This is a genomic window from Mycobacterium sp. WMMD1722 (assembly GCF_049315205.1).
Taxonomy (GTDB): domain Bacteria; phylum Actinomycetota; class Actinomycetes; order Mycobacteriales; family Mycobacteriaceae; genus Mycobacterium.
The window spans coordinates 4,106,227-4,130,593 of record NZ_CP186056.1; the positions used below are offsets into that span (position 1 = coordinate 4,106,227).

The 24,367-nt window shown below is 68.7% G+C and carries 28 protein-coding genes and 3 tRNA genes; 18 read left to right on the plus strand and 13 right to left on the minus strand.

All coding sequences use genetic code 11. The annotated features are described in order from the left end of the window. Nucleotides 1-35: 35 nt before the first annotated feature. The 3 genes from ACN27E_RS19640 to ACN27E_RS19650 form a co-directional block, all read right to left on the minus strand. Nucleotides 36-1,121: a diguanylate cyclase domain-containing protein gene (locus ACN27E_RS19640; RefSeq protein WP_422743973.1), complete on the minus strand. Its 1,086-nt coding sequence runs from the start codon at nt 1,119-1,121 to the stop codon at nt 36-38. 136 nt (nt 1,122-1,257) lie between these two features. Next, nucleotides 1,258-2,082 carry a crotonase/enoyl-CoA hydratase family protein gene (locus tag ACN27E_RS19645; protein WP_422743975.1) on the minus strand — a complete coding sequence of 275 codons (825 nt, stop codon included), beginning with the start codon at nt 2,080-2,082 and terminating at the stop codon, nt 1,258-1,260. Nucleotides 2,083-2,093: 11 nt separating this feature from the next. Next, complete coding sequence (locus ACN27E_RS19650) at nt 2,094-2,417, minus strand: hypothetical protein (RefSeq protein ID WP_422743977.1); 324 nt, start codon at nt 2,415-2,417, stop codon at nt 2,094-2,096. A 40-nt stretch (nt 2,418-2,457) separates the two neighbouring features. Between ACN27E_RS19650 and ACN27E_RS19655 the strand changes: the two genes are divergently transcribed. Further along, nucleotides 2,458-3,045: a TIGR03086 family metal-binding protein gene (locus tag ACN27E_RS19655; RefSeq protein WP_422743978.1), complete on the plus strand. Its 588-nt coding sequence runs from the start codon at nt 2,458-2,460 to the stop codon at nt 3,043-3,045. Here the strand turns inward: ACN27E_RS19655 and ACN27E_RS19660 are convergent. Beyond that, nucleotides 3,042-3,524, minus strand: coding sequence for a DUF4334 domain-containing protein (locus ACN27E_RS19660; protein WP_422743980.1), 483 nt, complete (start codon nt 3,522-3,524; stop codon nt 3,042-3,044). The genes ACN27E_RS19655 and ACN27E_RS19660 overlap by 4 nt on opposite strands. Then, nucleotides 3,521-4,585, minus strand: coding sequence for a histidinol-phosphate transaminase (gene hisC, locus ACN27E_RS19665; protein ID WP_422743981.1), 1,065 nt, complete (start codon nt 4,583-4,585; stop codon nt 3,521-3,523). Before hisC ends, ACN27E_RS19660 begins: the two co-directional genes overlap by 4 nt. A 97-nt stretch (nt 4,586-4,682) precedes the next feature. Between hisC and ACN27E_RS19670 the strand changes: the two genes are divergently transcribed. Together ACN27E_RS19670 and ACN27E_RS19675 are read left to right on the plus strand one after the other, a co-directional pair. After that, a tRNA-Ser gene (locus ACN27E_RS19670) sits at nt 4,683-4,771 on the plus strand. A 41-nt stretch (nt 4,772-4,812) separates the two neighbouring features. Continuing rightward, nucleotides 4,813-4,885 (plus strand) — tRNA-Arg (locus ACN27E_RS19675). Between the two features lie 31 nt (nt 4,886-4,916). On the opposite strand, the gene ACN27E_RS19680 is transcribed toward ACN27E_RS19675, so the two are convergent. Beyond that, complete coding sequence (locus tag ACN27E_RS19680; protein WP_422743983.1) at nt 4,917-5,639, minus strand: cutinase family protein; 723 nt, start codon at nt 5,637-5,639, stop codon at nt 4,917-4,919. Between the two features lie 55 nt (nt 5,640-5,694). Here ACN27E_RS19680 and ACN27E_RS19685 point away from each other — a divergent pair, with 55 nt between their 5' ends. From ACN27E_RS19685 to ACN27E_RS19705, 5 genes are read left to right on the plus strand one after another with little or no spacing between them, the layout of a single operon-like run. Continuing rightward, nucleotides 5,695-6,093: a nuclear transport factor 2 family protein gene (locus ACN27E_RS19685; RefSeq protein WP_422743984.1), complete on the plus strand. Its 399-nt coding sequence runs from the start codon at nt 5,695-5,697 to the stop codon at nt 6,091-6,093. Continuing rightward, nucleotides 6,093-6,596 carry a metallophosphoesterase family protein gene (locus ACN27E_RS19690; RefSeq protein ID WP_422743985.1) on the plus strand — a complete coding sequence of 168 codons (504 nt, stop codon included), beginning with the start codon at nt 6,093-6,095 and terminating at the stop codon, nt 6,594-6,596. Before ACN27E_RS19685 ends, ACN27E_RS19690 begins: the two co-directional genes overlap by 1 nt. After that, nucleotides 6,589-7,029, plus strand: coding sequence for a hypothetical protein (locus ACN27E_RS19695; protein ID WP_422743987.1), 441 nt, complete (start codon nt 6,589-6,591; stop codon nt 7,027-7,029). Before ACN27E_RS19690 ends, ACN27E_RS19695 begins: the two co-directional genes overlap by 8 nt. Before the next feature lie 13 nt (nt 7,030-7,042). Further along, nucleotides 7,043-8,548: a glucose-6-phosphate dehydrogenase gene (gene zwf / locus ACN27E_RS19700; RefSeq protein WP_422743988.1), complete on the plus strand. Its 1,506-nt coding sequence runs from the start codon at nt 7,043-7,045 to the stop codon at nt 8,546-8,548. Between the two features lie 52 nt (nt 8,549-8,600). Next, nucleotides 8,601-10,520, plus strand: a complete 1,920-nt coding sequence (locus tag ACN27E_RS19705) for an alkyl/aryl-sulfatase (RefSeq protein WP_422743989.1) — start codon at nt 8,601-8,603, stop codon at nt 10,518-10,520. Here ACN27E_RS19705 and ACN27E_RS19710 read toward each other — a convergent pair. Next, on the minus strand, nt 10,517-11,278 hold the full coding sequence (locus tag ACN27E_RS19710; protein WP_422743991.1) for an SDR family NAD(P)-dependent oxidoreductase: 762 nt from the start codon (nt 11,276-11,278) through the stop codon (nt 10,517-10,519). The two genes, ACN27E_RS19705 and ACN27E_RS19710, sit on opposite strands and share 4 nt — an antisense overlap. A 19-nt stretch (nt 11,279-11,297) precedes the next feature. Here ACN27E_RS19710 and ACN27E_RS19715 point away from each other — a divergent pair, with 19 nt between their 5' ends. Beyond that, entirely contained in the window at nt 11,298-11,900 is a 603-nt protein-coding gene (locus ACN27E_RS19715) for a histidine phosphatase family protein (RefSeq protein WP_422743992.1), read from the plus strand. Nucleotides 11,901-11,919: 19 nt separating this feature from the next. Further along, nucleotides 11,920-12,939 (plus strand): phosphotransferase family protein, encoded by a 1,020-nt coding sequence (locus ACN27E_RS19720; protein ID WP_422743994.1) that lies wholly within the window; start codon nt 11,920-11,922, stop codon nt 12,937-12,939. 6 nt (nt 12,940-12,945) lie between these two features. On the opposite strand, the gene ACN27E_RS19725 is transcribed toward ACN27E_RS19720, so the two are convergent. Next, entirely contained in the window at nt 12,946-13,329 is a 384-nt protein-coding gene (locus tag ACN27E_RS19725; RefSeq protein ID WP_422743996.1) for a LapA family protein, read from the minus strand. 139 nt (nt 13,330-13,468) lie between these two features. On the opposite strand from ACN27E_RS19725, the gene ACN27E_RS19730 reads away from it, so the two are divergent. The 5 genes from ACN27E_RS19730 to ACN27E_RS19750 are packed head-to-tail and all read left to right on the plus strand — an operon-like array spanning nt 13,469 to nt 17,601. Beyond that, entirely contained in the window at nt 13,469-14,413 is a 945-nt protein-coding gene (locus ACN27E_RS19730; protein WP_422749992.1) for a glycine betaine ABC transporter substrate-binding protein, read from the plus strand. A 13-nt stretch (nt 14,414-14,426) separates the two neighbouring features. Continuing rightward, nucleotides 14,427-15,527 (plus strand): ABC transporter ATP-binding protein, encoded by a 1,101-nt coding sequence (locus tag ACN27E_RS19735; protein ID WP_422743998.1) that lies wholly within the window; start codon nt 14,427-14,429, stop codon nt 15,525-15,527. 3 nt (nt 15,528-15,530) lie between these two features. Then, nucleotides 15,531-16,196 (plus strand): ABC transporter permease, encoded by a 666-nt coding sequence (locus tag ACN27E_RS19740; protein ID WP_422744000.1) that lies wholly within the window; start codon nt 15,531-15,533, stop codon nt 16,194-16,196. Further along, nucleotides 16,193-16,999, plus strand: coding sequence for an ABC transporter permease (locus tag ACN27E_RS19745; protein ID WP_422744002.1), 807 nt, complete (start codon nt 16,193-16,195; stop codon nt 16,997-16,999). The genes ACN27E_RS19740 and ACN27E_RS19745 overlap by 4 nt, the downstream gene beginning before the upstream one ends. Next, nucleotides 16,996-17,601 (plus strand): putative glycolipid-binding domain-containing protein, encoded by a 606-nt coding sequence (locus tag ACN27E_RS19750; protein WP_422744003.1) that lies wholly within the window; start codon nt 16,996-16,998, stop codon nt 17,599-17,601. Before ACN27E_RS19745 ends, ACN27E_RS19750 begins: the two co-directional genes overlap by 4 nt. Here ACN27E_RS19750 and ACN27E_RS19755 read toward each other — a convergent pair. Then, the gene (locus ACN27E_RS19755; protein WP_422749994.1) at nt 17,564-18,508 is read right to left on the minus strand and encodes a prephenate dehydrogenase; all 945 of its coding nucleotides are present in this window, start codon (nt 18,506-18,508) and stop codon (nt 17,564-17,566) included. The genes ACN27E_RS19750 and ACN27E_RS19755 overlap by 38 nt on opposite strands. Nucleotides 18,509-18,602: 94 nt before the next feature. Here ACN27E_RS19755 and ACN27E_RS19760 point away from each other — a divergent pair, with 94 nt between their 5' ends. From ACN27E_RS19760 to ACN27E_RS19770, 3 genes are all read left to right on the plus strand, one after another. Further along, complete coding sequence (locus ACN27E_RS19760; protein WP_422744004.1) at nt 18,603-19,112, plus strand: tRNA adenosine deaminase-associated protein; 510 nt, start codon at nt 18,603-18,605, stop codon at nt 19,110-19,112. Next, complete coding sequence (locus ACN27E_RS19765; RefSeq protein ID WP_422744006.1) at nt 19,109-19,561, plus strand: nucleoside deaminase; 453 nt, start codon at nt 19,109-19,111, stop codon at nt 19,559-19,561. Before ACN27E_RS19760 ends, ACN27E_RS19765 begins: the two co-directional genes overlap by 4 nt. A 124-nt stretch (nt 19,562-19,685) precedes the next feature. Then, nucleotides 19,686-19,776, plus strand: a tRNA-Ser gene (locus ACN27E_RS19770). A gap of 32 nt (nt 19,777-19,808) precedes the next feature. Here ACN27E_RS19770 and ACN27E_RS19775 read toward each other — a convergent pair. Genes ACN27E_RS19775 through ACN27E_RS19790 form a run of 4 tightly spaced genes read right to left on the minus strand, consistent with a single transcriptional unit; the run spans nt 19,809 to nt 24,352 of the window. After that, nucleotides 19,809-20,759, minus strand: a complete 951-nt coding sequence (locus ACN27E_RS19775; RefSeq protein WP_422744008.1) for an FCD domain-containing protein — start codon at nt 20,757-20,759, stop codon at nt 19,809-19,811. A 23-nt stretch (nt 20,760-20,782) separates the two neighbouring features. After that, on the minus strand, nt 20,783-22,435 hold the full coding sequence (locus ACN27E_RS19780; protein WP_422744009.1) for a dipeptide ABC transporter ATP-binding protein: 1,653 nt from the start codon (nt 22,433-22,435) through the stop codon (nt 20,783-20,785). After that, on the minus strand, nt 22,435-23,391 hold the full coding sequence (locus ACN27E_RS19785) for an ABC transporter permease (RefSeq protein WP_422744011.1): 957 nt from the start codon (nt 23,389-23,391) through the stop codon (nt 22,435-22,437). Before ACN27E_RS19785 ends, ACN27E_RS19780 begins: the two co-directional genes overlap by 1 nt. 7 nt (nt 23,392-23,398) lie before the next feature. Then, nucleotides 23,399-24,352 carry an ABC transporter permease gene (locus tag ACN27E_RS19790; protein WP_422744012.1) on the minus strand — a complete coding sequence of 318 codons (954 nt, stop codon included), beginning with the start codon at nt 24,350-24,352 and terminating at the stop codon, nt 23,399-23,401. Nucleotides 24,353-24,367: the final 15 nt, after the last annotated feature.

Below are 24,367 nucleotides of genomic sequence, written 5' to 3' on the forward strand. Positions count from 1 at the left end.
CCCGGGTACCGATCGAGCAACGACATCGTCGACCGTCAGCGGCGCCCGGTGTGGGGGACGGCCACCTTGGCCAGATTGCCGCCGCCCCGCTTGGCCTGGTACATCGCGGTGTCGGCGAGGCGGATCAGGTCGCCGATGGTCCGCATCGGGTCGTCGATGTCGGCAAAGGGTACGACGGCTGCGCCGACACTGGTCGTGGCCCCGTGGGGCAGCGCTGCGATGGCCGCGCAGATCGACGGGGGCAGCGCATCGGCCCGGTCCGGCGGCAGGCAGTCCACGACGACGAACTCGTCGCCGCCGACGCGGCCGATGATGGCGGTGCCGCTGTTGGCGCGACGCAGCGCCCAGCCGACCGCGGTGAGCAGTTGGTCGCCGGCGAGGTGGCCGTGGGTGTCGTTGAACGGCTTGAAGTGGTCGAGATCGAGCATGACGACGATCAGCCGCAACCCGGGCACGGGCGGGCTCGTCAGCTTGCGCGATGCGCGCTCGTAGAACGCGCGCCGGTTCAGCACACCAGTCAGCGCGTCGCGGTCCGAACGCACCACGTCGGCGCCGAGGGTGCGCACCACCGCTTCGATCGCGATCGGCGCCACGACGATGATCTCGGCGGCCACCCAGAATCCCGTGACGGCGACCGAGGATCCCGGCAACTCGTCGGCGACGCGGTATGCGCAGACGGCACTGACCGCGAGGGCGACGGCCATACCGCACGCGACGTCGCGGGCACTGTGGAAGAAGGCCAGATATCCGCAGAGGATCACCAGGCCACTGCAGCTGATCAGGGCGCTCAACGGTTCCGCGGCCAGGATCGTGGACACCGCGACCAGACCACCCGAGGTGATCATCAGCAACGATTGCCGACGGGTCGGCCAGTCCCGCAGCCATACGATCGCGTAGCCGAGTCCGACGATCACCGCGCTGATCGTGAGCACGATGGCCGCCACGGAATCCCGGCGGGGCAGCAGTCCGATCGGCATCCCGGCCAGCGCCACCACGACCATGGCCACGGATCGGCGGGTGGCAGCCGCCAGCCCCCGCGCACTGAGATACCCGCAGAGCCACTCGAAGTGGTCGGGTCGGGTCCACCAGCGCCGGAGCACGGCGAGGCCGCCCTGGCGCATCACGCCGATTCTGATTTCACCCTGGTGTCCGTTCCCCGACCGAACCTGACCGTGCCAGTGGCACCGGGGCGATCGTAACCCGCCGCGGGTGTGTTCAAACAGCGAAGATACAGCGGGTTGCCAGACCCCGTCCGGACTACTCGCCGGTGAACTCCGGCGGGCGCTTGGCGAACATCGCGGTGATGCCCTCGGAGAGGTCCTTCGACGGCAGGAACGCGGAGTTCCACGCGGCGACGTAGCGCAGGCTGGCCGCCACCTGCGCCGTGCGCTGCTCGTCGAGCACATCCTTGATGCCCTGCACCACCAGCGGCGGGTTGGCCGCGATCTCGGCGGCGGCGGCGTGCGCCGCCGACAGGGCCGCGTCAGCGTCCTCGTACACCTCGTTGACCAGGCCGTACTTTTCGGCGCGCGCGGCGTCGATGTCCTTGCCGGTCAGGGCCAGTTCACGCAGGTGCCCGTCGGAGAGGATCAACGGCAACCGGGCCAGGCTGCCGACGTCGGCCACGATGGCCAGCTTCACCTCGCGCACCGAGAACTTGGCGTCCGCGCTGGCGTAGCGGATGTCGACGGCGCTGATCAGGTCGACGCCCCCGCCGATGCACCAGCCGTGCACCGAGGCGATCACCGGCGTGCGGCAGTCGGCGACCGCGGTGATGGAATCCTGCATCCGCCGCAGCCGGGCGTGGAATTCCGCGCGCGGTCGGGCGAGCGCACCCTCGGCGAGCATCGGGGCCAGCGTGTCACCCATCGCCGCCAGGTCCAGGCCGTAGCTGAAATTGCGTCCTGACCCGGTCAGCACGATGGCCCGCACGTCGGGGTCGGCATCGAGGCCGCGGAACACCTCGGGTAGTTCGGCCCAGAACGCGGGACCCATGGCGTTGCCCTTGCCGGGGCCGATGAGCGTGACCCGCGCGACGTGGTCGGCGATGTCGACGGTGACGGATTCGTAGGTGTCGCCCATGGGTGCAGAGGCTAGCGGCCGAGCAGGATCTCGCTTAGCCGGGCCGCCGGCACGTATTCGCAGATGGCGTCGGCGAGCGTCTTGGCGACCGCGACTCCGCGCGACCCGAGCGGATTGCGCTGTGTGCCGACGAGTTCGGAAACGACGGTCAGCTGCGACTGCTCGTCGAGCTCGGTGTACTCGGCGCAGGTCATCGACTGGGCGTTCAGAAGCGGCGGACCGGGTTCGGTGGTCTGCGCCAGGGTGCCGGTCGTGGTCCGGGTACATCCGCTGACCAGAATCGCCGCCAGCAGCAGCGCGCCTGCCGCCGCGCGTCGTATCCCCCGCATACCCATCTGCGCAACGATAGGCCAGCCGCGACGTAACGTGGGCAACATGCGTAGCGACCTGCCGCAGGGCCCCGAATCACCGCCGACCGACGAACTGCGCAGTGCCGAACTCAGTCTCGGGGTGTTGCACAGGGTGGTCAAAGGCATCGCCCGAAGTGATCTCGACAGGCGCACGCCCTGCAGCGAATACGACATCGCCGGGCTGACCGATCACCTGCTGGACTCGATCACCGGGCTGGGCGGGCTCGCCGGCGCCGAGCTGCCCGAACGGGACCGGGAGGACACCGTGGAACGCCAGATCATCCTGGCCGCGCGGCCGGCGCTGGATGCCTGGCACCGCCGCGGACTGGAGGGCACCGTCACCGTGGGTGACCGCGAGATGCCGGCGAAGGTCGTCGCGGGCATCCTGTCGATCGAATTCCTGGTGCACGGATGGGATTACGCCCGGGCGATGGATCTCGAGCTGCCCGCGCCTGATTCGCTGGCCGAGTACGTCCTGGCGCTCGCGGAGAAGAACATCACCCCAGCGGGCCGGGCGGCGGTCGGGTTCGACGATCCGGTCGAGCTGGCCGACGACGCCGCATCACCGCTGCACCGACTGCTGGCCTTCACCGGCCGCCGGACGGACTGCTAGACCCGTTCGAGGTAGAAGTACAGGTGCCGGCCGGTGCCCGAACTGAAGTCCAGGGCCCCCTTGCCGTTCATGATGCCCAGGACGGCGTCGTCGTCGATCTTCTTGAAGTGGTCGTGCACCGGCGCGCCGTCGTAGACCATCGACGCGGTCACCTCGCCGCGGAACTCCTCCAACCAGAGGCTGGCTTCGCCCTTCATCGCCTCGGTGTTGGAGAAGTGGTTGCCGTCGGCGTCGAGGCACACCAGCGGTTTCGCGTCGGCGGCCGAGACGAAGGTCTTGCCGAACCAGTTCAGCCGCTGCATGAAGCCGTTGGCCCGGTGGCCGGTCTGGAATTCACCGCCCTTCCATTCACCGAGCATGAAGTCGATGCCAACCGGCTCCAGCGTGGCCCACAAGGCGTCGAGTTCGGCGTCGGACAGGGTGTCGGTGCGGCCTTTGAGGTCGTCGAACGTCTGACGGGCGGTTCTGGTGGCGGTCACGATGCTCCGATCCATGCGGTGGCGAATTCGATGAAGGCGTCGTTCTCGTGTTCGGCGGCGACGGTGACCCGGACGCCGTCCTCACCGTAGGGCCGCACGACCAACCGGCTCTGCGCGGCCTTCTCGACGAAGTCGCGGGTGCGCTCGGCCAGCGGCAGCCAGATGAAGTTGGCCTGCGAGGGCGGCAGGGTGAAGCCCGCGGTGCGCAGGGCGGCACAGACACGGGTGCGTTCCTCGACGACCTCGTCGGTGCGGGCGAGCAGTTCGTCGGCGGCGTCCAGCGAGGCGATCGCGGCGGCCTGCGAGACGCTGGTCGCGCTGAACGGCACGTAGACCTTGCCCAGCGCGGTGACGATCTCCGGATCGGCGACGGCGTATCCGACCCGCATCCCGGCCAACCCGTATGCCTTCGAGAAAGTGCGCAGCACAACGACATTGGGGTGCTTGCGGACCAGGCCGAAGCTGTCGGGCAGCAGGCCGTCCCGGATGTACTCGACGTAGGCCTCGTCGATGGCGACCATGATGTGCGGGGGGACCGCGGCGACGAAGCGGGCGAGTTCCTGTGGGTCGACCACCGTGCTGGTCGGGTTGTTCGGATTGCACACGAAGATCAACCGGGTGCGGTCGGTGATCGCGGCGAGCATGGCGTCGAGGTCGTGGGTATGGTCGCGCAGCGGGATCTGCACCGGGTCGGCGCCGGCGGTGCGCACCTGCAGCGGGTAGATCTCGAAGCTGCGCCAGGCGAACATCACCTCGTCGCCGACCGAACTGGTGATCTGCACCAGCTGCTGGCACAGGCTGACCGACCCGCAGCCGACCGAGATGTGCTCGGGGGTGAAGGCCCCGTCGTCGAGGTGTTTGGCGAGGTGCTCGCGCAGTTCGAGGTAACCGTTGTCCGGGTAGCGGTTGATGGAGTCGACCGCGCGGTCGATGGCGGCCCGCACGCTGGGTAGCGGGCCGTGCACGGTCTCGTTGCTGGCGATCTTGATCGCGCCGGGCACCGTCCGGCCGGGCGTGTAGGCCGGGATGTCGGCCAGCTCGGGGCGCAGGCGGGCAGTCACGGTGACCAGGATAGAGCGCGCGCCGACGCGGCCCGATTCCTGCTTTGCTTCCACCGCTGGCCCATGTGTACTCTTTCGGATCGGCGGTAATTCGTCGGGAGGCGTGCCAGAGCGGCCGAATGGGACTCACTGCTAATGAGTTGTCCCCCTTACAGGGGACCGGAGGTTCAAATCCTCTCGCCTCCGCCGCGGCTGATTCGTCGGTCACGAACAACTGAACACGCACGGCGCCCGTAGCTCAACGGATAGAGCATCTGACTACGGATCAGAAGGTTAGGGGTTCGAATCCCTTCGGGCGCGCTCGATCGTCACCCCCCCCGGTCAGGGCTCTCTACGGCTTCAGCCGCTCGACCGCGAACGCCGCGCCCTGCTGGGTCATCCCGTTCACCCCGTACAGCGCATGCGCGATGCTCGGCTGTCCGCCGGGTGCTCCGTTGCAGATCGTGTCGCCGTCGGCGCACAGCCGGATGGTCTTGGCCTCGAAGGCAGGCCCGATCACCGGAGCCGGCGCATCGTAGGTGTCCAGGAACGCCTGCGACGGCAGCCCGAAGAGCGTGACGGCCGCGACGTGATCGGCGATCTCGGGCGCCAGCGGCTGGGGGATGAACGAGCGATAATCGGCGGGCACCGCGTCCGGGACCGACGCCGAGGTGGTGAATGCGGCGACGATCGCGCCCTGGGAGAACCCGCCGAGGACGATGTCGGTGTCCGGGCACGCCGTGGCGGTGTTCTGGATGTGGGTACCGGCGTCGCGGATGCCGTCGATCACCGTGCGCGCAAAGTCCAGGCGCTGGCTGAAATTGTCGGCGGCCGGATAGTTGACCGCATAGACGTTGACCGTTCGCGGGCCGGCCTGCGCGCGCAGCGCGTCGACGAAGCTCTGTCCGACCCCGCCGACGCCCGGAGCCTCTCCGGTCCCGCGGGCGAACACCACCTCGACGTCGGCGCAGGGAGCGGGTTGCGCCGAGGCGGTGGGGCTGGTCACCCCGGCCACGGCCGACCCCGCGGCGAACAGCGCGGCGGCGACGTAACGGGTGAAGCGGCGAGAGGTCATGGGCGCGGGGTTACCCTCGCGGTCCCTGGTCAAACGACGCGTAATCTTTGACGGCATGACCACCCCACCGGTGATCCAGCGCTGGCACCAGTTCATCGAGGGCGACGCCGGGGCGGACTCCGGACCAGATGTAGCCGAGCTGCTCGCGCCGGATGCGGTGTTCTACTCGCCGGCGGTGTTCACGCCGCAGGAAGGCCGCGAGACGACGGCGAAGTATCTGCGCGCCGCGGCGAAGGTGCTCGGCGGACCCGACTTCCGCTACGTCAACCAGTGGTACGGCGGGTGCTCCGCGGTGCTGGAGTTCGTGGCCAACCTCGACGGCATCCACGTCAACGGCATCGACATGATCACCTGGGACGACGATGGGTTGATCACCGAGTTCAAGGTCATGCTGCGGCCGTTCAAGGCGCTGCAGGCGGTGATGCCGAAGATGGCCGAGCTGCTGGCGCAGTGATGCGGCTGCTGCTGATCGCCGACACCCACCTGCCCAAGCGGGCGCGCGATCTGCCGGCGCAGGTGTGGGACGAGGTCGAGCGGGCCGATGTCGTCATCCACGCCGGGGACTGGGTCGAACCGCCGTTGCTCGACGAACTCCAGCGGCGCAGCCGGCGGTTGGTCGCGTGCTGGGGCAACAACGACGGCGAGGAGCTGCGCGGGCGGCTGCCCGAACGGGCGGACGTGACGCTCGAGGGTGTGCGGTTCACCGTCGTGCACGAGACCGGCCCGTCCGGCGGCCGGGACGCGCGGATGGCCAAGCGCTATCCCGATACCGACGTGCTGGTGTTCGGCCACAGCCACATCCCGTGGGACACCACGGCCACCACCGGCCTGCGGCTGCTCAACCCCGGCTCGCCGACCGATCGGCGACGTCAGCCACATTGCACGTACATGACGGCCACCGTCGCCGACGGTGTGCTCACCGACGTCGAGCTGCACCGGGTGCCGTGCCGTGGCTGAACGGCCCGCGCGGGCGGCCGACGTCCACGCGATCGCCGCGGCGATGCCGCACACCACCCGCATCGAAGGCCCGAAGGGCAACGCGATCTACCAGGTCGGCGGGAAATCCTTCGTCTATTTCCGCACCCCGCAACCGGACGCCACCGATCCGGATTCCGGTGAGCGCTATGCCGACGTGATCATGATCTGGGTGGGCTCCGAAGAGGACAAACTCGCGCTTCTGCAGGACCCCCGAGGGGTGTTCTTCACCACTGACCGCTTCCTCGATCATCCTTCGGTTCTGTTGCGCGCCAGCAGGATTGGTGCCATCGGTGTGAACGAGCTGACCGAGCTGATCCAGGACGCCTGGCTGGCCCAGGCCTCCAAGCGCCGTGCACAGCGCTGGCTCGATGAACAACCGGCGACATCGGCTGCGCCGATGCCGGGGGAGTGACATCATCGATACGGTGGCCGACACCAACCCGCAGACCATCGCTTATCCGGCGCCGGGAGCGCATCCCCACCACCGCGACACCGAACACGTCGATCCACATGTGATCGTATTGTTCGGCGCCACCGGTGATCTGGCGAAACGCAAACTGCTGCCCGGGATGGCCTATCTGGTGCAGTCGGAATTGGCACCGGCGATCCGGGTGGTCGGCACCTCGTTGGAGGACCTCACCCACGACGAATTCCGTGCGCTGACCCGCGAAGCCGTCGACGATTTCGGCAGCCATAAACCGACCGACGAGCAGTGGGCCGATTTCGCCGAGCGCATCTGCTACGTGCCGCAGAGCGCCGGCCCGCAGGCGCTGGCCGAGGCGGTGCGCGAGGCCGAGAGTGCGCTGGGCGCCGATGTGCGGCGGCTGCACTATCTGTCGGTACCGCCCAAGGCGGCCAAGGCCGTCATCACCATGCTCGAGGAGGCCGATCTGGTCGACCGGTCGCGAGTGGTGATGGAGAAGCCGTTCGGTACCGACTACGCCAGTGCGGTGGAACTCAACGCCTTCGTCCACCAGACGTTCGACGAATCGCAGATCTTCCGCATCGATCACTTCCTGGGTAAGGAGGCGGCGCAGAACATCCTGGCGTTCCGGTTCGCCAACGGTCTGTTCGAGCCGATCTGGAACCGCAATTTCATCGACCACATCCAGATCGACATCCCCGAGCAGCTCGGGCTGGATCAGCGCGCCAATTTCTACGAGAGCACCGGCGCGTTCAAGGACATGGTGGTCACCCATCTGTTCCAGGTGATGGCGTTCGTGGTGATGGAACCGCCGACCGCACTCGAGCCGCGGGCGATCAGCGAGGAGAAGAACAAGGTCTTCCGGTCCATGCTGCCGATCGACACCTCGAAGGTGATCCGCGGTCAGTACGCGGGGTACCGCGAAACCGAGGGTGTGGCAAGGGATTCGGAAACCGAGACGTTCATCGCTCTGCAGGTCGGCATCGACAACTGGCGCTGGGCCGGTGTGCCGGTCTACCTGCGGACGGGTAAGAAGATGGCCGAGGGGCAGCGCATCATCTCGATCGCCTTCAAGGAGGCGCCCCGGACGATGTTCCCGGCCGGCTCGGGGGTCGGCTCCCAGGGGCCGGACCACCTGACCTTCGATCTGGCCGACAACTCGAGGGTGTCGTTGTCGTTCTACGGCAAGCGGCCCGGGCCCGGCATGAAGCTGGACAAGCTGTCGATGCAGTTCTCCACCCAGGAGACCGATCGGGTCGGCGACGTCCTGGAAGCCTATGAGCGGCTGATCCTCGACGCGATGCGTGGTGACCACACCCTGTTCACCACCGCCGAGGGCATCGAATCGCTGTGGCAGCGCTCGGCTCCGCTGCTCGAGGATCCGCCGCCGGTCAAGCACTACCAGCAGGGCACCTGGGGCCCCAACGCCATCCACCAACTGATCGCGCCCAACGCGTGGCGGCTGCCGTTCGAGCGGGCGTGGCGGGAGAAGCGGCCGCAGAGGTGAACGGTGTGTCGTTCCGCCCCATCGGAACCGATGGGATGGCATGGTCGCCACCATGGAACAGAAGCCGCCCACCGCCACTGTCGAATCGGCACACCGCGAGGCGTTGACCCGTCTTCCCTTCGCCGACACCAGGGATTTCGACAACGCGGACCGCGGATTCCTGGCCGCGCTGGCGCCCTGTGTCGTCACGGCCGCCGACGGCCGGGTGGTGTGGGACAACGACGTGTATGCCTTCCTCGACGGCCCAGGACCGGACACGGCCCCGACCTCGGTGCACCCCAGCCTGTGGCGGCAGTCGACGCTGGCCGCCAAACAGGGGCTCTACGAGGTGGTCAGGGCGAGCGGAGCGACGGGAGACGATGATGCGGGCATCTACCAGGTGCGCGGATTCGACCTGTCCAACATCACCTTCGTCGAAGGCGACACCGGGGTGATCGTGATCGACCCCCTGATCAGCACCGAGACCGCGGCCGCCGCACTCGAGCTCTACCGACAGCATCGTGGCGAGCGGCCCGTCGTCGCCGTCATCTACACCCACAGCCACGTGGACCACTTCGGCGGCGTGCTCGGGGTGGCCAGCCAGGCCGACGTCGATGCCGGGCGGATCGCCGTTCTGGCGCCGGACGGTTTCGTCGCGCACGCCGTGCAGGAGAACATCTACGCCGGTACCGCGATGACCCGCCGCGCCACCTACATGTACGGCACGCTCGTGGACCGCGGTCCGCAGGGCCAGGTCGGCTGTGGCCTCGGCCAGCAGACGTCGACGGGGGAGGTGGCACTGATCGTGCCGACGCTCGACATCCGCGAGACCGGGGAGACCCACACCATCGACGGCGTCGAGATCGAGTTCCAGATGGCGCCCGGCACCGAAGCGCCGGCCGAGATGCACTTCTACTTCCCGCGCTACCGGGCATTGTGCATGGCGGAGAACGCGACCCACAATCTGCACAATCTGCTGACGCTGCGCGGTGCGCTGGTGCGCGATCCGCACGGCTGGGCCGGCTATCTGACCGAGGCGATCGACCGGTTCTCCGACCGGGCCGATGTCGTGTTCGCGTCACACCACTGGCCGACCTGGGGCCGGGAGCAGATCGTGGAATACCTGTCACTGCAACGCGATCTGTACGCCTACCTGCACGATCAGACGCTGCGTCAGCTCAACCAGGGCCGCACCGGCATCGAGATCGCCGAGCACTTCGAGATGCCGCCGGCGCTGGAGAAGGCGTGGCATGCGCACGGCTACTACGGCTCGGTCAGCCACAACGTCAAGGCGATCTACCAGCGCTACATGGGCTGGTTCGACGGCAACCCGGGCCGGCTCTGGCAGCATCCGCCCGAGGCGCTGGCCCCGCGCTACGTCGAGGCGATCGGCGGTGTCGACCGCGTGGTCGACCTCGCGCGCCAGGCGTTCGACAGCGGTGATCTGCGTTGGGCTGCCACACTTCTCGATCATGTGATGTTCACCGACGAACATCACGCGGCGGGTCGGGAGCTGTACGCGGACACGCTGGAACAACTCGCCTACGGCGCCGAGAACGCGGTGTGGCGCAACTTCTTCCTCTCCGGCGCCGCGGAGTTGCGCGACGGGAACTTCGGAACCGCCACCCAGGCGAATTCACCGACGATGCTCGCACAACTCACTCCCGAGCAGATGTTCGACGTCCTGGCGATCAGCGTGAACGGGCCGCGGGCCTGGGATCTCGACATCGCCACCGATGTCACCTTCGGCGACAGCGGGGAGAACTACCGGCTGACGCTGCGCAACGGAGTGTTGGTCTATCGCAAGACCGCGGCCGACGCGGCGAGCGCATCCGCGACGGTCACCCTGGCGAACAAGATGCGCCTGCTGGCTTTCGCGGCCGGGGACACCACGTCTCCGGGGGTCGAGATCTCCGGTGACGACAGCGCGCTGCCGGCGCTGCTGGGGGTCCTCGACCGCCCGGATCCCGGCTTCAACATCGTCACGCCCTAGGGCTGGCCGCCGTCCACCCGCAGGATCGATCCCGTCGTGAAGGACGACGCGTCGGACATGAGGAACAGTGCCGCGCCGACGATTTCGGGTGGCTGACCGGCCCGGCCCAGCGCCAGGTGGCCGAACGGCTCGTCGATACCGGAGAAATCCCACGCCTTGCTGATGTCGGTGAGGAACGGACCGGCCATCAGCGTGTTCACCCGCACCGTCGGGCCGAACGCCTTGGCCAATCCCTCGGTCAAGGCGTTGAGGCCGGCCTTGGCCGCCGCGTAGGGCAGCATGGACTGATCGGGACGGATCGACCCGCTCGAGCTGACGTTGACGATGCGGCCACCCCCGTCGGCCACCATCCGTTCCCCGCACAGCGCCGACAGCCGGAACGGCCCCTTGAGGTTCAGGTTCACCACCGCGTCGAACAACTTCTCCGTCACCGACGACAGCGAGTCGTACAGCGGCGACATCCCGGCGTTGTTCACCAGCACATCGAGCCTGCCGAATCGCGCATAGACCGCGTCCACCAGACCGTCGAGCTGATCCCACCGCCCGACGTGCACCTGATACGGCATCACGGTTCGTCCGGTGGCCGCGCAGATCTCGTCGGCGGTGGCAGTACACGAGGTCAGGTCGCGGCTGGCGATCACGACGTCGGCACCGCAGCGCGCCGCGGCGAACGCGATCTCCCGACCCAGGCCCCGGCTGCCCCCGGTCACCAGCACCACCCGATCGGTGAGGTCGTGCAGATCGTCGGCGTAGCCCATGGGCTCCTATGGTTACACGGTGCAATTGCTTCTGATCAGACATGCGCTGCCGCTGCGCAGTGAACCGGGCCAGGGTTCGGATCCCGATCTGTCCGAAGAGGGTTTCGAGCAGGCCAAGCGGCTGCCCGACGCGCTCTCGCGCTTCCCGGTCACCCGACTGGTGAGCAGCCCGCAGAAGCGTGCACTGCAGACCGGCCGGCCGGTCGCCGAGCATCTCGGCCTGCCGCTCGACGTCGACGAACGCCTCGCCGAATACGACCGCGACCTCGGGCACTACACGCCGGTCGAGCAGATCTCGAAGGAAGACCTCGAGCGGCTGGCATCCGGTCAGCTGCCGGGCGGCGTCGACGAGGGCGCATTCGTCGCACGCGTACGGGCCGGCCTCGACGACATCGTCGGCACCGCGGGCCGCGAGGACACCGTCGCGGTATTCAGCCATGGCGGTGTGATCAACGCGGTGGTGCACACACTGCTGCAGACCGAGCGGCTGCTGTGCGTGCAGGTCGACTACGCCGGCATCACCCGGCTGCTGTGGTCGACGTCGCGGCAGGCGTTCTTCGTCGCCGGCGTGAATGCGACCGAGCACGTCTGGGATCTGCTGCCGCGAAATCACCAGTGGTAGGCAGTGGTAGACAGATCCGATGACGTCTTCGACACTCGAGGGTCTCGACCTCGGCGCGCTGGACCGTTATCTGCGCCAGGAGGGCATCGCTCGCAGCGGTGACCTGCGCGCGGAGCTGATCTCCGGCGGCCGCTCCAATCTGACCTTCCTGGTGTTCGACGATGCGTCGAAGTGGGTGCTGCGGCGCCCGCCGCTGCACGGGCTGACCCCGTCCGCGCACGATATGGCCCGCGAATACCGGGTGGTCGCCGCGCTCGCGGGCACGGCGGTCCCGGTCGCCCGGGCGGTCACCGTGCGCGACGACGATTCGGTGTTGGGCGCGCCGTTCCAGATGGTCGAGAACGTCGACGGCCGCGTGATCCGCCGGGCGGACGAACTCGCGGCCCTCGGCGACCGCGCCACTCTCGACGGCTGCGTTGACGCGCTGATCCGGGTGCTGGCCGATCTGCATGCTGTCGATCCGCAGACCGTCGGCCTCGCCGACTTCGGCAAGCCCCTCGGCTACCTGGAACGCCAGGTGCGGCGCTGGGGGTCGCAGTGGCAGCACGTCCGGCTCGACGACGATCCGCGCGACACCGATGTGCATCGGCTGCACGCGGCCCTGGGCGAGCGGGTGCCGGCCGAGAGCCGGGCGTCGATCGTGCACGGTGACTACCGCATCGACAACACCATCCTCGACGCGACCGACCCCACGACGGTCCGCGCGGTGCTGGACTGGGAGATGTCGACGCTGGGCGACCCGCTCAGCGATGCGGCGCTGATGTGCGTATACCGCAATCCGATGTTCAACTACGTGCACTCCGACGCCGCCTGGACCTCGGAGCTGCTGCCCACCGGCGACGAGATGGCGCAACGCTATTCGACGATGTCCGGCCAGGATCTGGCGCATTGGGAGTTCTACATGGCGTTGGCGTATTTCAAGCTGGCGATCATCGCGGCGGGAATCGCCTTCCGCGCCAGGATGGCCGGCGTCGAGGACGACGTGGGCGAGGCGGTCGGACCGTTGATCGCCGCGGGGCTGGAGCAGATCAAGGGCTGAGCACCCTCACCGCATGGCCGCCTTGTAGTTCTTCTTCGCCGCGCGGCGCAGCTGGAAGATCCGCGCCGCCCCGGCGAGCACGGCGATCAGGCCGCCGCCGACCGCGGCCAGCAGGATCGACACGCCCAGCGGCAGGCTCCACTCCCAGCCGAAGAAGTGCAGCACCGCGGTCTCGGTGTTCTGCGCGATGAAGATCAACAGCACGATCAGGATCAGGAATCCGGCGATCACCGACGACCACAGCGCTGCCGCGCGGGTGAAATGCACCTGCTTCACCGCCGGCGGGGTTCGCTCGGCGACCTCGAAGTCACCCGGCACCGGCGGGCCTGGATTCGGCGGATCCAACGGGTCCTGCCCACCCGGCTGCGAAGCGTACGGATCGGTGCTCATGGGTTCAGTTTTCCCCTTTCCGCACGTGATCGAAACCACGCCGGACGGTCTGACGCCATCAGCCAAAGTAAGGCGAGCCCGTCGGCATGCCGCTAGTCTCCGCAGGAGTCGCGACGCCGAGAGGGGCATCCCAATGTCGATGAAGCGAAGCTGGGGGCGGGCTCGGTCGGCCGTCCTGCTGATGATCTGTGCGGTGACGCTGGCCGCCTGCGGGAGCTCGAACCCGCTGGGTGGCGGGGAGATCTCCGGTGATCTGAAATCCATCAAGGTCGGTTCCGCCGACTTCACCGAGTCGAAGATCATCGCCGAGATCTACGCGCAGGCCCTGGAGGCCAACGGTTTCGACATCACCCGGCAGTTCGGCATCGGCAGTCGCGAGACCTACATCCCCGCGGTGCAGGACCATTCGATCGATCTGATCCCGGAGTACACCGGCAACCTGCTGCAGTACTTCGACAAGGACACCGAGGTGACCACCCCCGACGCCGTGTTGCTGGGTCTGCTCAAGGAGCTGCCCGGCGACCTGTCGATCCTGTATCCCTCACCGGCCGAGGACAAGGACACCGTCGCGGTCTCCGAGCAGACCGCCCAGCGCTGGAACCTGAAGTCGATCGCCGACCTCGCGCAACATTCGCCCGAGGTCAAATTCGGCGGCCCGTCGGAGTTCCTCAACCGCACCGAGGGGCTGCCCGGGCTCAAGGCCACATACGGTCTCGACATCCCCCCGTCGAACTTCGTCGCGATCAGCGACGGCGGCGGTCCGGCCACGGTGCGTGCGCTGACCGACGGCACCGTCACCGCGGCCAACATCTTCAGCACCTCACCGGCGATCGAGGAGAACAACCTGGTGGTGCTCGAGGATCCGAAGAACAACTTCCTCGCCGCCAATGTGGTGCCGCTGGTCGCTTCGCAGAAGATGTCCAACGATCTCAAGACGGTGCTCGACGCGGTCAGCGCCAAGCTCACCACCGAGGCGCTGATCGAGATGAACTCCGCGGTGGAGGGCAACCGGGGTGTCGACCCGGACGAAGCGGCCGGAAAGTGGATCAGCGACAACGGCTTCGACCAACCCATCCAGAAGTAGGCGGCCCGACGCGATGATCACCTTCTCCAACGTCACCAAGCGCTACCCCGACGGCACCGTCGCGGTCGACGATCTGAGCCTGGAGGTGCCCGAGGGCACGCTCACGGTGTTCGTCGGACCGTCGGGCTGCGGCAAGACCACGTCCATGCGGATGATCAACCGAATGATCGAGCCCACCTCGGGCACGTTGACCGTCGACGGTACCGACGTCACCAAGACCGATCCGGTCAAACTGCGCCTCGGCATCGGCTACGTCATCCAGAGCGCCGGCCTGATGCCCCATCTGCGGGTGGTCGACAACGTCGCCACGGTGCCGGTGCTGCGCGGTGAATCGCGGCGCACCGCCCGCAGGTCCGCGCTGGCGGTCATGGAGCGCGTCGGTCTCGATCCGCAGCTGGGTGACCGTTATCCGGCACAGCTGTCCGGCGGTCAGCAGCAGCGCGTCGGGGTGGCCCGCGCGCTGGCCGCCGACCCGCCGATCCTGCTGATGGACGAACCGTTCAGCGCCGTCGACCCCGTGGTGCGCGAGGAATTGCAGACCGAGATCATGCGGCTGCAGAACGACCTGCGCAAGACCGTGGTCTTCGTCACCCACGACATCGACGAGGCGATCAAGCTCGGTGACAAGGTTGCGGTGTTCGGCCGCGGCGGCGTGCTGCTGCAGTACGACGCGCCGGCACGATTGCTCTCCAATCCGGCCGACGACGCCGTCGCCGAATTCGTCGGGGCCGACCGCGGCTACCGCGGCCTGCAGTTCCGCCACGCGACGGGGCTGCCGCTGCACGACGTCCGCCACGTCCGCGAAGGCGAGATCGACGCGCTGCAGCTCGCCCCCGGCGAATGGATTCTGGTGACCCGGGACGACGGAACGCCGTACGCGTGGATCAACGCCGAGGGCGTGGCGCTGCACCGCGGCGGTGCGTCGCTGTACGACAGCACCATCGCCGGCGGGTCGCTGTTCCGTCCCGACGGCACCCTGCGGCTCGCGCTCGACGCCGCCCTGTCGTCACCGGCCGGGCTCGGGGTGGCCGTGGACGGCGACAGTCAGGTGATCGGCGGAGTCCGCGCCGACGACGTGCTGACCGCACTGGACCGGCAACGGCAGGAGGGCTGACCGGTGCGGTACCTGCTGACCCACCTCGACGACCTCTGGACGCTCACGGTCATCCACCTGCGACTCTCGCTGGTCCCAATCGTCCTGGGGCTGTTGATCGCGGTGCCGATCGGCGCCCTGGTTCAGCGCACCACCGCATTGCGCCGGCTGACCACGGTCACCGCGAGCATCATCTTCACGATCCCGTCGCTGGCGCTGTTCGTCGTGCTGCCCCTGGTGATCCCGACGCGCATCCTCGACGAGGCCAACGTGATCGTCGCGCTGACCCTCTACACCGTCGCGCTCCTCGTGCGGGCGGTGCCCGAGGCGCTGGACGCGGTGTCGCCGGCGGTGCTCGATGCGGCCACCGCCGTCGGCTACCGACCGCTGACCCGGATGCTCAAGGTCGAGCTGCCGCTGGCGGTGCCGGTGCTGATCGCGAGCCTGCGGGTGGTGGCGGTCACCAACATCTCGATGGTGTCGGTGGGCTCGGTGATCGGCGTCGGCGGGCTGGGCACCTGGTTCACCGAGGGTTATCAGGCCAACAAGAGCGACCAGATCATCGCCGGCATCATCGCGATCTTCGTGCTGGCCGTCGTGATCGACACGCTGATCATGCTGGCTGGCCGGGCGCTCACCCCGTGGGCGAGGGCCGGTTCGGCGAAACCGAAGGCGGGGGCGGCCGCGTGAACTTCCTGCATGAGGCGCTGGCGTTCATCTTCACCGCCGCCAACTGGTCCGGTCCGGCCGGGTTGGCCGCGCGCATCGTCGAACACCTCGAGTACACCGCCGTCGCGGTGCTGTTCTCGGCGCTCATCGCGGTGCCGCTCGGCATGATCATCGGGCACACCGGCAAGGGCACGTTCCTCGTCGTCACCGGTGTCAACGCGCTGCGCGCGCTCCCGACGCTCGGGGTGCTGCTGCTCGGGGTGCTGCTGTGGGGTCTCGGACTGGTCCCGCCGACCGTCGCGCTGATGCTGCTGGGCATCCCACCGCTGCTGGCGGGCACGTACTCCGGTATCGCCAACGTCGACCGGACCGTCGTCGACGCGGCGCGCTCGATGGGCATGACCGAGGCGCGGGTGCTGCTGCGCGTCGAGGTGCCCAACGCGCTGCCGTTGATCCTCGGCGGTCTGCGCACCGCCACGCTGCAGATCGTGGCCACCGCCACCGTCGCGGCCTACGCCAGCCTCGGCGGGCTGGGCCGCTATCTCATCGACGGCATCAAGGTCCGCGAGTTCTACCTCGCCCTGGTGGGTGCGTTGATGGTGACCGCCCTGGCTCTCATCCTGGACGGGTTGCTCGCCCTGGCGGTCTGGCTGTCGGTGCCCGGGTCCGACCGGCTGCGGGGGCTGCGCGGCGGTTTGGGGCGGATGCCGCAGCCATTCCTGTCCGACGAGGTCGCGCTGGAGTCGCGGTCCGGCGGCAGTTCTCGTCGGAGTTCGCAGGCGGGCTACGAACCCGGGCGTGCGTCGCCTACGGTAGAAGGGTGAGTGAAGCAGGCCGCTCTGAAACGACGGTGAACACCTGGCCCGCGGTCTTGACCTGGCGGGCACACGATGTCGCCCGGATGGAATCGGTACGGGTCGTGTTGTCCGGCAACCGAATCAAGGCTTACGGCCGCATCGTCGCCGCGGCGACGGACGTCCATCCGGCGTTCTCGGCGTCCTACGACCTGGTGACCGACGAGAACGGCGCGACCCGGCGGTTGTCGCTGACGGTCACCATGGCCGAGCGGGAACGCCAGCTGTCGATCGCCCGTGACGCCGAGAACATGTGGCTGGTGCAGAACCACCAGAATCAGACCAAACGGGCGTCGTTCGACGGCGCACTCGATGTCGACGTGGCGCCCAGCCCGTTCTTCAACACTCTGCCGATCCGCCGGCTCGGCCTGCTGCAGCAGCGCCAGTCGGTCGCCGTGCCGGTGGTGTACGTGCGGATACCGGAGCTCTCGGTGGAGCCGGCGACGATGAGCTACGGCAACGCCGACGGCTCGGGCGATTTCGAGGTCCGCAGCCCGGTCGCCGACACCACCATCCGGGTGGACGGCGACGGCATCATCCTCGACTATCCCGGGTTGGCAGAGCGGATCTGATCACCCCGCCCGCGCGGCCGGCGGCGGCGAGTTCTTCGCGCCAGCGCTCGGTTCCGATGACGGTGGTCAGGATCTCCGGGCGGCTGAAGCTGTCGTAGCGCATCCGCGCGGCGTGGCCGGCCTCGACGAGCTCGGCGACCGAACCACGCTCGGCCAGCGTGGCGCGGGCCGAACCGAGCAGGTCGATCGCGCGGTCCAGCGCGGGCAGCAGGTCCGCAGCGTTCGCCTCGCACATCGCTCGCACGAGGTCGGGGGCGGTACCGGCCACCCGGGTGCCGTCCCGGAACGATCCGGCCGCCAGCGCGTACGCCAGCGGGACCTCACCCGCGGTCACCGACAGCGCCTCGGCCAGCAGATGGGGCAGGTGTGAGATGGCGGCCGCCGCGGCGTCGTGTTCGTCGGAGCGCGCCGGGACCACGACGGCACGGCAGTCCAGGGCGAGGTGCATCACGTCGGCCCACACATCGGGCCGGACATGGTCGTCGACACTGAGCACCCATGGCGCCCCGGTGAACAACCGTGGGTCCCCGGCGGCCCACCCGGAGTGGGCCGTTCCGGCCATCGGGTGGCCGCCCACGTAGTTGTCGAGCAGTCCGTAGGACCGGACCTGGTCCGCGACGGCGGCCTTGACGCTGATCACATCGGTCAGGGCGCAGCGCGGCGCACTGCTGCGGATGTGGTCGAGCATGGTGGACACCGCCGGCATGGGGACGGCCAGCACGATCAGCGCATCGCTGTCGGCGGCTCGGCTCAATACCTGCTCGAGGTCCTCGTGGGCATCGAACCCGTCGAACCGCGCGGCCTGGGCGCCGTCGACCGAGCGGTTGTATCCGAAGGCCTCGCGGCCGGCGGCCTCGGCCGCCCGGAGGAGCGATCCGCCGATGAGCCCGAGACCCAGCACGCACACCGGTGGCTTCGTCACCTCACCAGGTTGGCATATCCGGTGGGTGGGCGGACCGCACGCCTGGTCAACGGGGTGCTCGGCGACTACCGTTTGCGAAATGGGACCCCAGGGTGCGCCGGCGCAGGACGCGCCCGATGGATTCGGCGTGGCCGTCGTGCGGGAGGACGGTCAGTGGCGGTGCACCCCGATGCGCCGCGCGGCGTTGGACAACCTGTCGGTCGCTGAGAAGGAGCTGTGTGAGATCCGCAGCGCGGGCGCGGTTTTCGGGCTGCTCGACGTAGACGACGAGTTCTTCGTGATCATCCGGCCCGCCCCGTCGGGCACCCGGCTGCTGCTGTCCGATGCCACTGCCGCGCTCGACTACGACATCGCCGCCGAGGTGCTCGAGAAGCTCGACGCCGACATCGAGCCCGACGACCTCGACGATGTCGATCCGTTCGAGGAGGGCGACCTCGGGTTGCTGTCCGACATCGGGCTGCCCGAGGCGGTGCTCAGCGTGATCCTCGACGAGACCGACCTGTACGCCGACGAACAGCTGGGGCGCATCGCCCGGGAGATGGGCTTCGCCGACCAGCTCTCGGCGGTGCTCGAACGCCTCAATCGGTGACCTCCGACGAGGCGCTGATCCGCGCCGCGCTGGACGCCGCCCGTACCGCGGGACCCCGTGATGTGCCGATCGGCGCGGTGGTGTTCGGCCCCGACGGCGCCGAGCTCGCACGCGCTGCCAATGCTCGCGAGGAGCTCGGCGATCCGACGGCGCACGCGGAGGTGCTGGCGCTACGCGCCGCCGCGGCTGTGCTTCCCGACGGGTGGCGCCTGGCGGGGACGACGCTGGCGGTGACCGTCGAGCCGTGCACGATGTGCGCCGGCGCGCTGGTGCTGGCCCGGGTGTCGCGGCTGGTGTTCGGAGCCTGGGAACCCAAGACCGGTGCGGTCGGCTCGCTGTGGGACGTGGTGCGCGATCGCCGACTCAACCACCGCCCGCAGGTGCGGGGCGGGGTGCTGGCCGAGGAGTGCGCCGCGCTGTTGGCGGAATTCTTCGCCGGCCAGCGGTAGCTCGCGGGCCGCGAGACTGCACCCAGGGCTATTAACCCGCGCTCTTGACGACCGTATGTGCAGTCTCGCGTAGCGGGCACCGGGCGATTAGGGCCAGCGGCGGGCGACTAGTAAGCTGCCACACGGTGGCGTGTCCGAGCGGCCTAAGGAGCACGCCTCGAAAGCGTGTGACGGGTAACCCCCGTCCGAGGGTTCAAATCCCTCCGCCACCGCCATAATCTCTTCCGCCGGCCCGCGGTCTGCCGCGTCAGCGCGACAGCAGGCCGTGCCGGATCCGGCGGGCCGCTTCCAGGTGCCGGGTCGCGATCGCCTCGGCGCCGTCGGCATCACGCGCTTCGATCGCGTCGATCAGCTGATCGTGTTCGGCCAGCGACTCCACCCAGCGCCCCGGTGCGTTGAGTGTCGTCCCGGGCCATAGATCGAGTTGGTCGTTGAGCTGGCGGACGAGCGCCTGCAGGGTGCGGTCGCGGGCGATCTCCCAGGTGGCTTCGTGGAAGCGCCGGTTCGCCGCCGCAGCTTCCCACGACCCGGCGAGTTCGACGGGCAGGGCGTGCATGGCGTCGTTGAGCTGACGCAGGGTGTCGACGTCGGTGGCTGAGCGTCGCTCGCTGGCCCGCCGGACAAGAGCGCCGTTGAGCAGGATGTGGGCGTCGTACACCTCGTTCATCTCTGCCCGGGTCTGGGCGGGGACGGTGATGCCCTGGTGACTGCGCACCACCAGACCGTTGCGTTCCAGGGTGCGCAGCGCCTCCCGCACGGGGGTGCGGCTCACGCCCAGCCGGGCGGCCAGTTCGCTTTCGGTGACATGGACACCGCTGGTGAGTTCACCGGACATGATCATCTCGCGCAGTTCGGCGTGCATATCCCGCGGTGCACCGCGCCGGCCGTTCGCCGTGCGGGTGTTTCGTCGCGGTGACGGGGTTCGCGCGCGGGCGGGGCCCCCCGCACCGTTGACGGCTGCGCGCAGGTCCTCCTTGAACTCCCGCAAACCGTGGTATCCGAGCTTCTGCACCGTCCGGATCACCGTGGCGTCACTGGCGCCCACCGCCGCGGCGATCTCGTTGGCCGAGGACAGCAGGGCGTCGGTGGGGTGGCGCGCGACGTAGTCGAAGATGCGGCGCTGTGCCGAACCCGCGCGGGCGTTGACCGCTCCCATCCGGGTGGCGACTGAGCTGTGCGGATCCAACTGCCCAGCCATCGCCGTACCTCCCGCCGTCGCTCTTACCGTAGTCTGTCCGGCTTTTGCCGCGAAAGCCGGCGACGGCGCTGCTCGACCGGGTCGGGCACGGGAACCGCCGCGACCAGCGCCCGGGTGTACGCGTCGGCCGGGCGGGTCAGCAGCTGATGTGCCGCGGCGGTCTCGACCAGTTCGCCGGAGCGCAGCACCCCGATCCGGTCGGCGAACTGCTCGACGACGGCCAGGTCGTGGGTGATGAACAACGCTGCGAATCCGAGGTCGGCCCGCAATTCGCGTAACAGCTCGAGCACACTGGCCTGTACCGAGACGTCCAGTGCCGAGGTCGGTTCGTCGGCGATGACGAGTTCGGGTCCCAACACCAGCGCCCGGGCGATCCCGACCCGTTGCCGTTGCCCGCCGGACAGTTCGGTCGACGATCGGCCCAGGCACGACGTCGGTAGGCGAACCGCGTCGAGCAGGTCGGTCACCCGGCGGCGCACCTCGCGTTGATCGGTGCCCGCGCGGTGGATCCGCAGCGGTTCGGCAATGCACTCGAAGACGGTCATGAACGGGTTGAACGACGACGCCGGGTCCTGGAAGACGAACCCGACGCGTCGGCGCAGCCGCCGGAGCTCGGCCGACGATGCCTGGGCGACATCGGTGTCCAGCACGGTCAGCGCACCCGCGGTGACCGGTGCCAGACCGATGAGCGCACGCCCGATCGTGCTCTTGCCGGAGCCCGATTCACCGACCAGGCCGAGCACTTCGGAGCGCCCGATCTGGAAGTCGACGCCCCGCACGGCGTGGAATCCGGGCCGCCGGAACCGGCCCGGGTATCGAATCTCCAATCCCTCGGCGCGGACCGCGGGAGCTTCGGTGTGCGGCTGCGCGAGGGTCTCACCGCTCGGATCGCCGCTCAACCGGGGGACCGCGGCCAGCAGCTGGCGGGTGTACTCGTGCTCGGGCCGACTGAACAACGTCTGGCAGTCGGCGGATTCGACGATCTTGCCCGCCCTCATCACCACAACCCGGTCGGCGAGATCGGCCACCACGCCCATGTTGTGGGTGACCAACACGATCGCCGTGCCCAGCTCATCGCGGCACCGGCGCAACACGTCGAGGATCTCTGCCTGCACGGTGACGTCGAGCGCCGTGGTCGGTTCGTCGGCGATGATCACCGCCGGCTGCAGCGTCAGCGCCATCGCGATCACGATGCGCTGCTTCTGCCCGCCGGAGAACTGGTGGGGGTAGTCGCCGTAGCGGCGTTCGGGGTCGGGGATACCGACGACACGCAGCATGTCCAGTGCGCGGCGACGCCGTTCGGCGCGCTCGCCGATTCCGTGCGCCCGCAGGCCTTCTTCGATCTGCCAGCCGACGGTGAAGACCGGGTTCAGTGCCGTCGAGGGTTCCTGGAAGACCATGGCGGCACTGGTGCCGCGCAGGTGGCGCAATTCGGTGCGCGACGCCCGAGCGACGTCGTGCCCGTCGACCACGATGGTGCCGCTGACCCGGGCATGCGGCGGGAACATGCCCAGCAGAGCCCGTGAGGTCACGGTCTTACCGGAGCCCGATTCCCCGACGATCGCCAGGATCTCGCGATCGGCCAGGGCGAACGACACCCCATCGACCGCCCGCACGGTGTCGGAGCCGGCGCCGAGATGAATGCGCAGATCGCGGACCTCGACCGGTGCGGGCATCAGATCGCGTCCTGAGCCGGGGCGCCGCGTCGCCGGGAGCCGATGAGGCGGGTGAGCATCCCCGGTGACGCGCCGGCCCTGCTGGCGCGCGGGTCGACCACGTCACGCAGTCCGTCCCCGAGCAGGTTGAGCGCCAGCACCGTCACGACCAGCGCAGCGCTGGCGGCCACGGTCATCATCGGCGCCTGCAGGATGACGCCCTTGCCGTCGTAGAGGATGTTGCCCCAACTCGGCTGCGGGGTGGGCACTCCGGCGCCGAGGAAACTGAGTGCGGCCTCGGTGATGATCGCGTCGGCGAAGATGAACGTCACCTGCACCGCGAGTACCGAAAGCACATTGGGCAGAACATGTCTGACGATGATGTGCCACGACCCCGCGCCCTGCGCGCGGCTGGCCTCGACGAACGTCTCGGACATCACGGCCAGCGCCCGCGATCGCACCAGCCGGGCCACGCTCGGCGTCGCGACGACCGTCAACGCGGCGATCAGGTTGGGCACACTGGGGCCGAGCGCCGCGGCCAGAGCCACCGCGAGCAGCAATGCGGGGATGGCCATCAACCCGTCGCAGACCCGCATCAGGATCTGGTCGAGGACCCGGAAGGAACTGGCCAGGATGCCGAAGGCCGTTCCGAGAAGTCCGCTCAGGGCCGCGACCGCGCCGCCGACGATCAAGGACGATTTCGCGCCGGCCGCGACCCGGGCCAGCAGGTCACGACCGAAGGTGTCGGTGCCCAGGAGATGCTCGCCGTCGGGGCCGGCAAGTCGCTGGGCGGGGTCGACCGCGTAGGGGTCCAGGTGGGCGAGCGGGGGTATCGCCGACGCCACCAGGATGACCGCGAGCAGCAGCGCACCGCCCGCCACTACCGAGCGGTTAGCGCGCAGTCGGTGCAGGGCAGCCGATGCGGGAGTGGCGTGGATGCTCCGGGCATTCCGGGATGTTTCAGAAGTTGACGTCATTGCACCTTTAGGACTTTCCCGACAGCCGGATACGCGGGTCGACCAGGCCGTAGAGGAGGTCGACGACGAGATTGACCGTCAGATATGCCAGCGTCGCGAACATCACCACGCCCTGGATCACCGGGTAGTCGCGGCGTTTGATGGCGTTGACCAACAGCGACCCGATGCCGGGGATGGTGAAGATGGTTTCGGTGACCACGGCCCCGGTGATCAGTGCTCCGAAGGTCAACCCCACCGCGGTGACGATGGGCAGACCCGCGTTGCGCAGCGTGTGACGGAACAGCAGGCGGGATTCGCCGACGCCCCGCGACCGGGCCGCCTCGATGTAGTCCGACGACATCACATCGAGCACCGATGCTCTGGTGGTGCGCAGCAGGAACGCCGCGAGTACCGCACCGAGTGACGTTGCCGGCAGGACCAGATAGCGGACCGCGGCCGCGGGGTCGTCGAACAGGCTCTCGTATCCCGCGACGGGAAGAACCCGCAGCCAGACGGCGAAGACGAGAATCAGCACCAGCCCGAGCACGAAGCTGGGCACGGCCATCCCGATCAGCGAGACCCCCATCGCCGCTGCGTCGAGGGCCGACCCACGCCACCGCGCCGCCAGAGTCCCCAGCGGCACCGCGATCAGCACAGCCACGAGCAATGCCACCACCGCCAATTGCACTGTCGGAACGGCGTTGTCGACGATGGCCTGGGTGACCGGCTTACGCAGGAACAGCGAGTCACCGAGATCACCGGTGAAAGCGTGCGCGAGCCATTCGAGGTACTGCACCACCAACGGACGATTCAGCCCCAGTCGCTCGCTGAGGGCATCGACGTCCTGCGCGCTCGCCTCCGGACCCAGGATCGCGCGGGCCGGATTTCCCGGGGTGAGATGGATGATCGCGAAGATGACGATCGACACGACGGCCAACACCGGGATCAACGCCAGTAGACGTTTGAGGCTGTAGGTGAGCACGGCGGTCCTGACTCG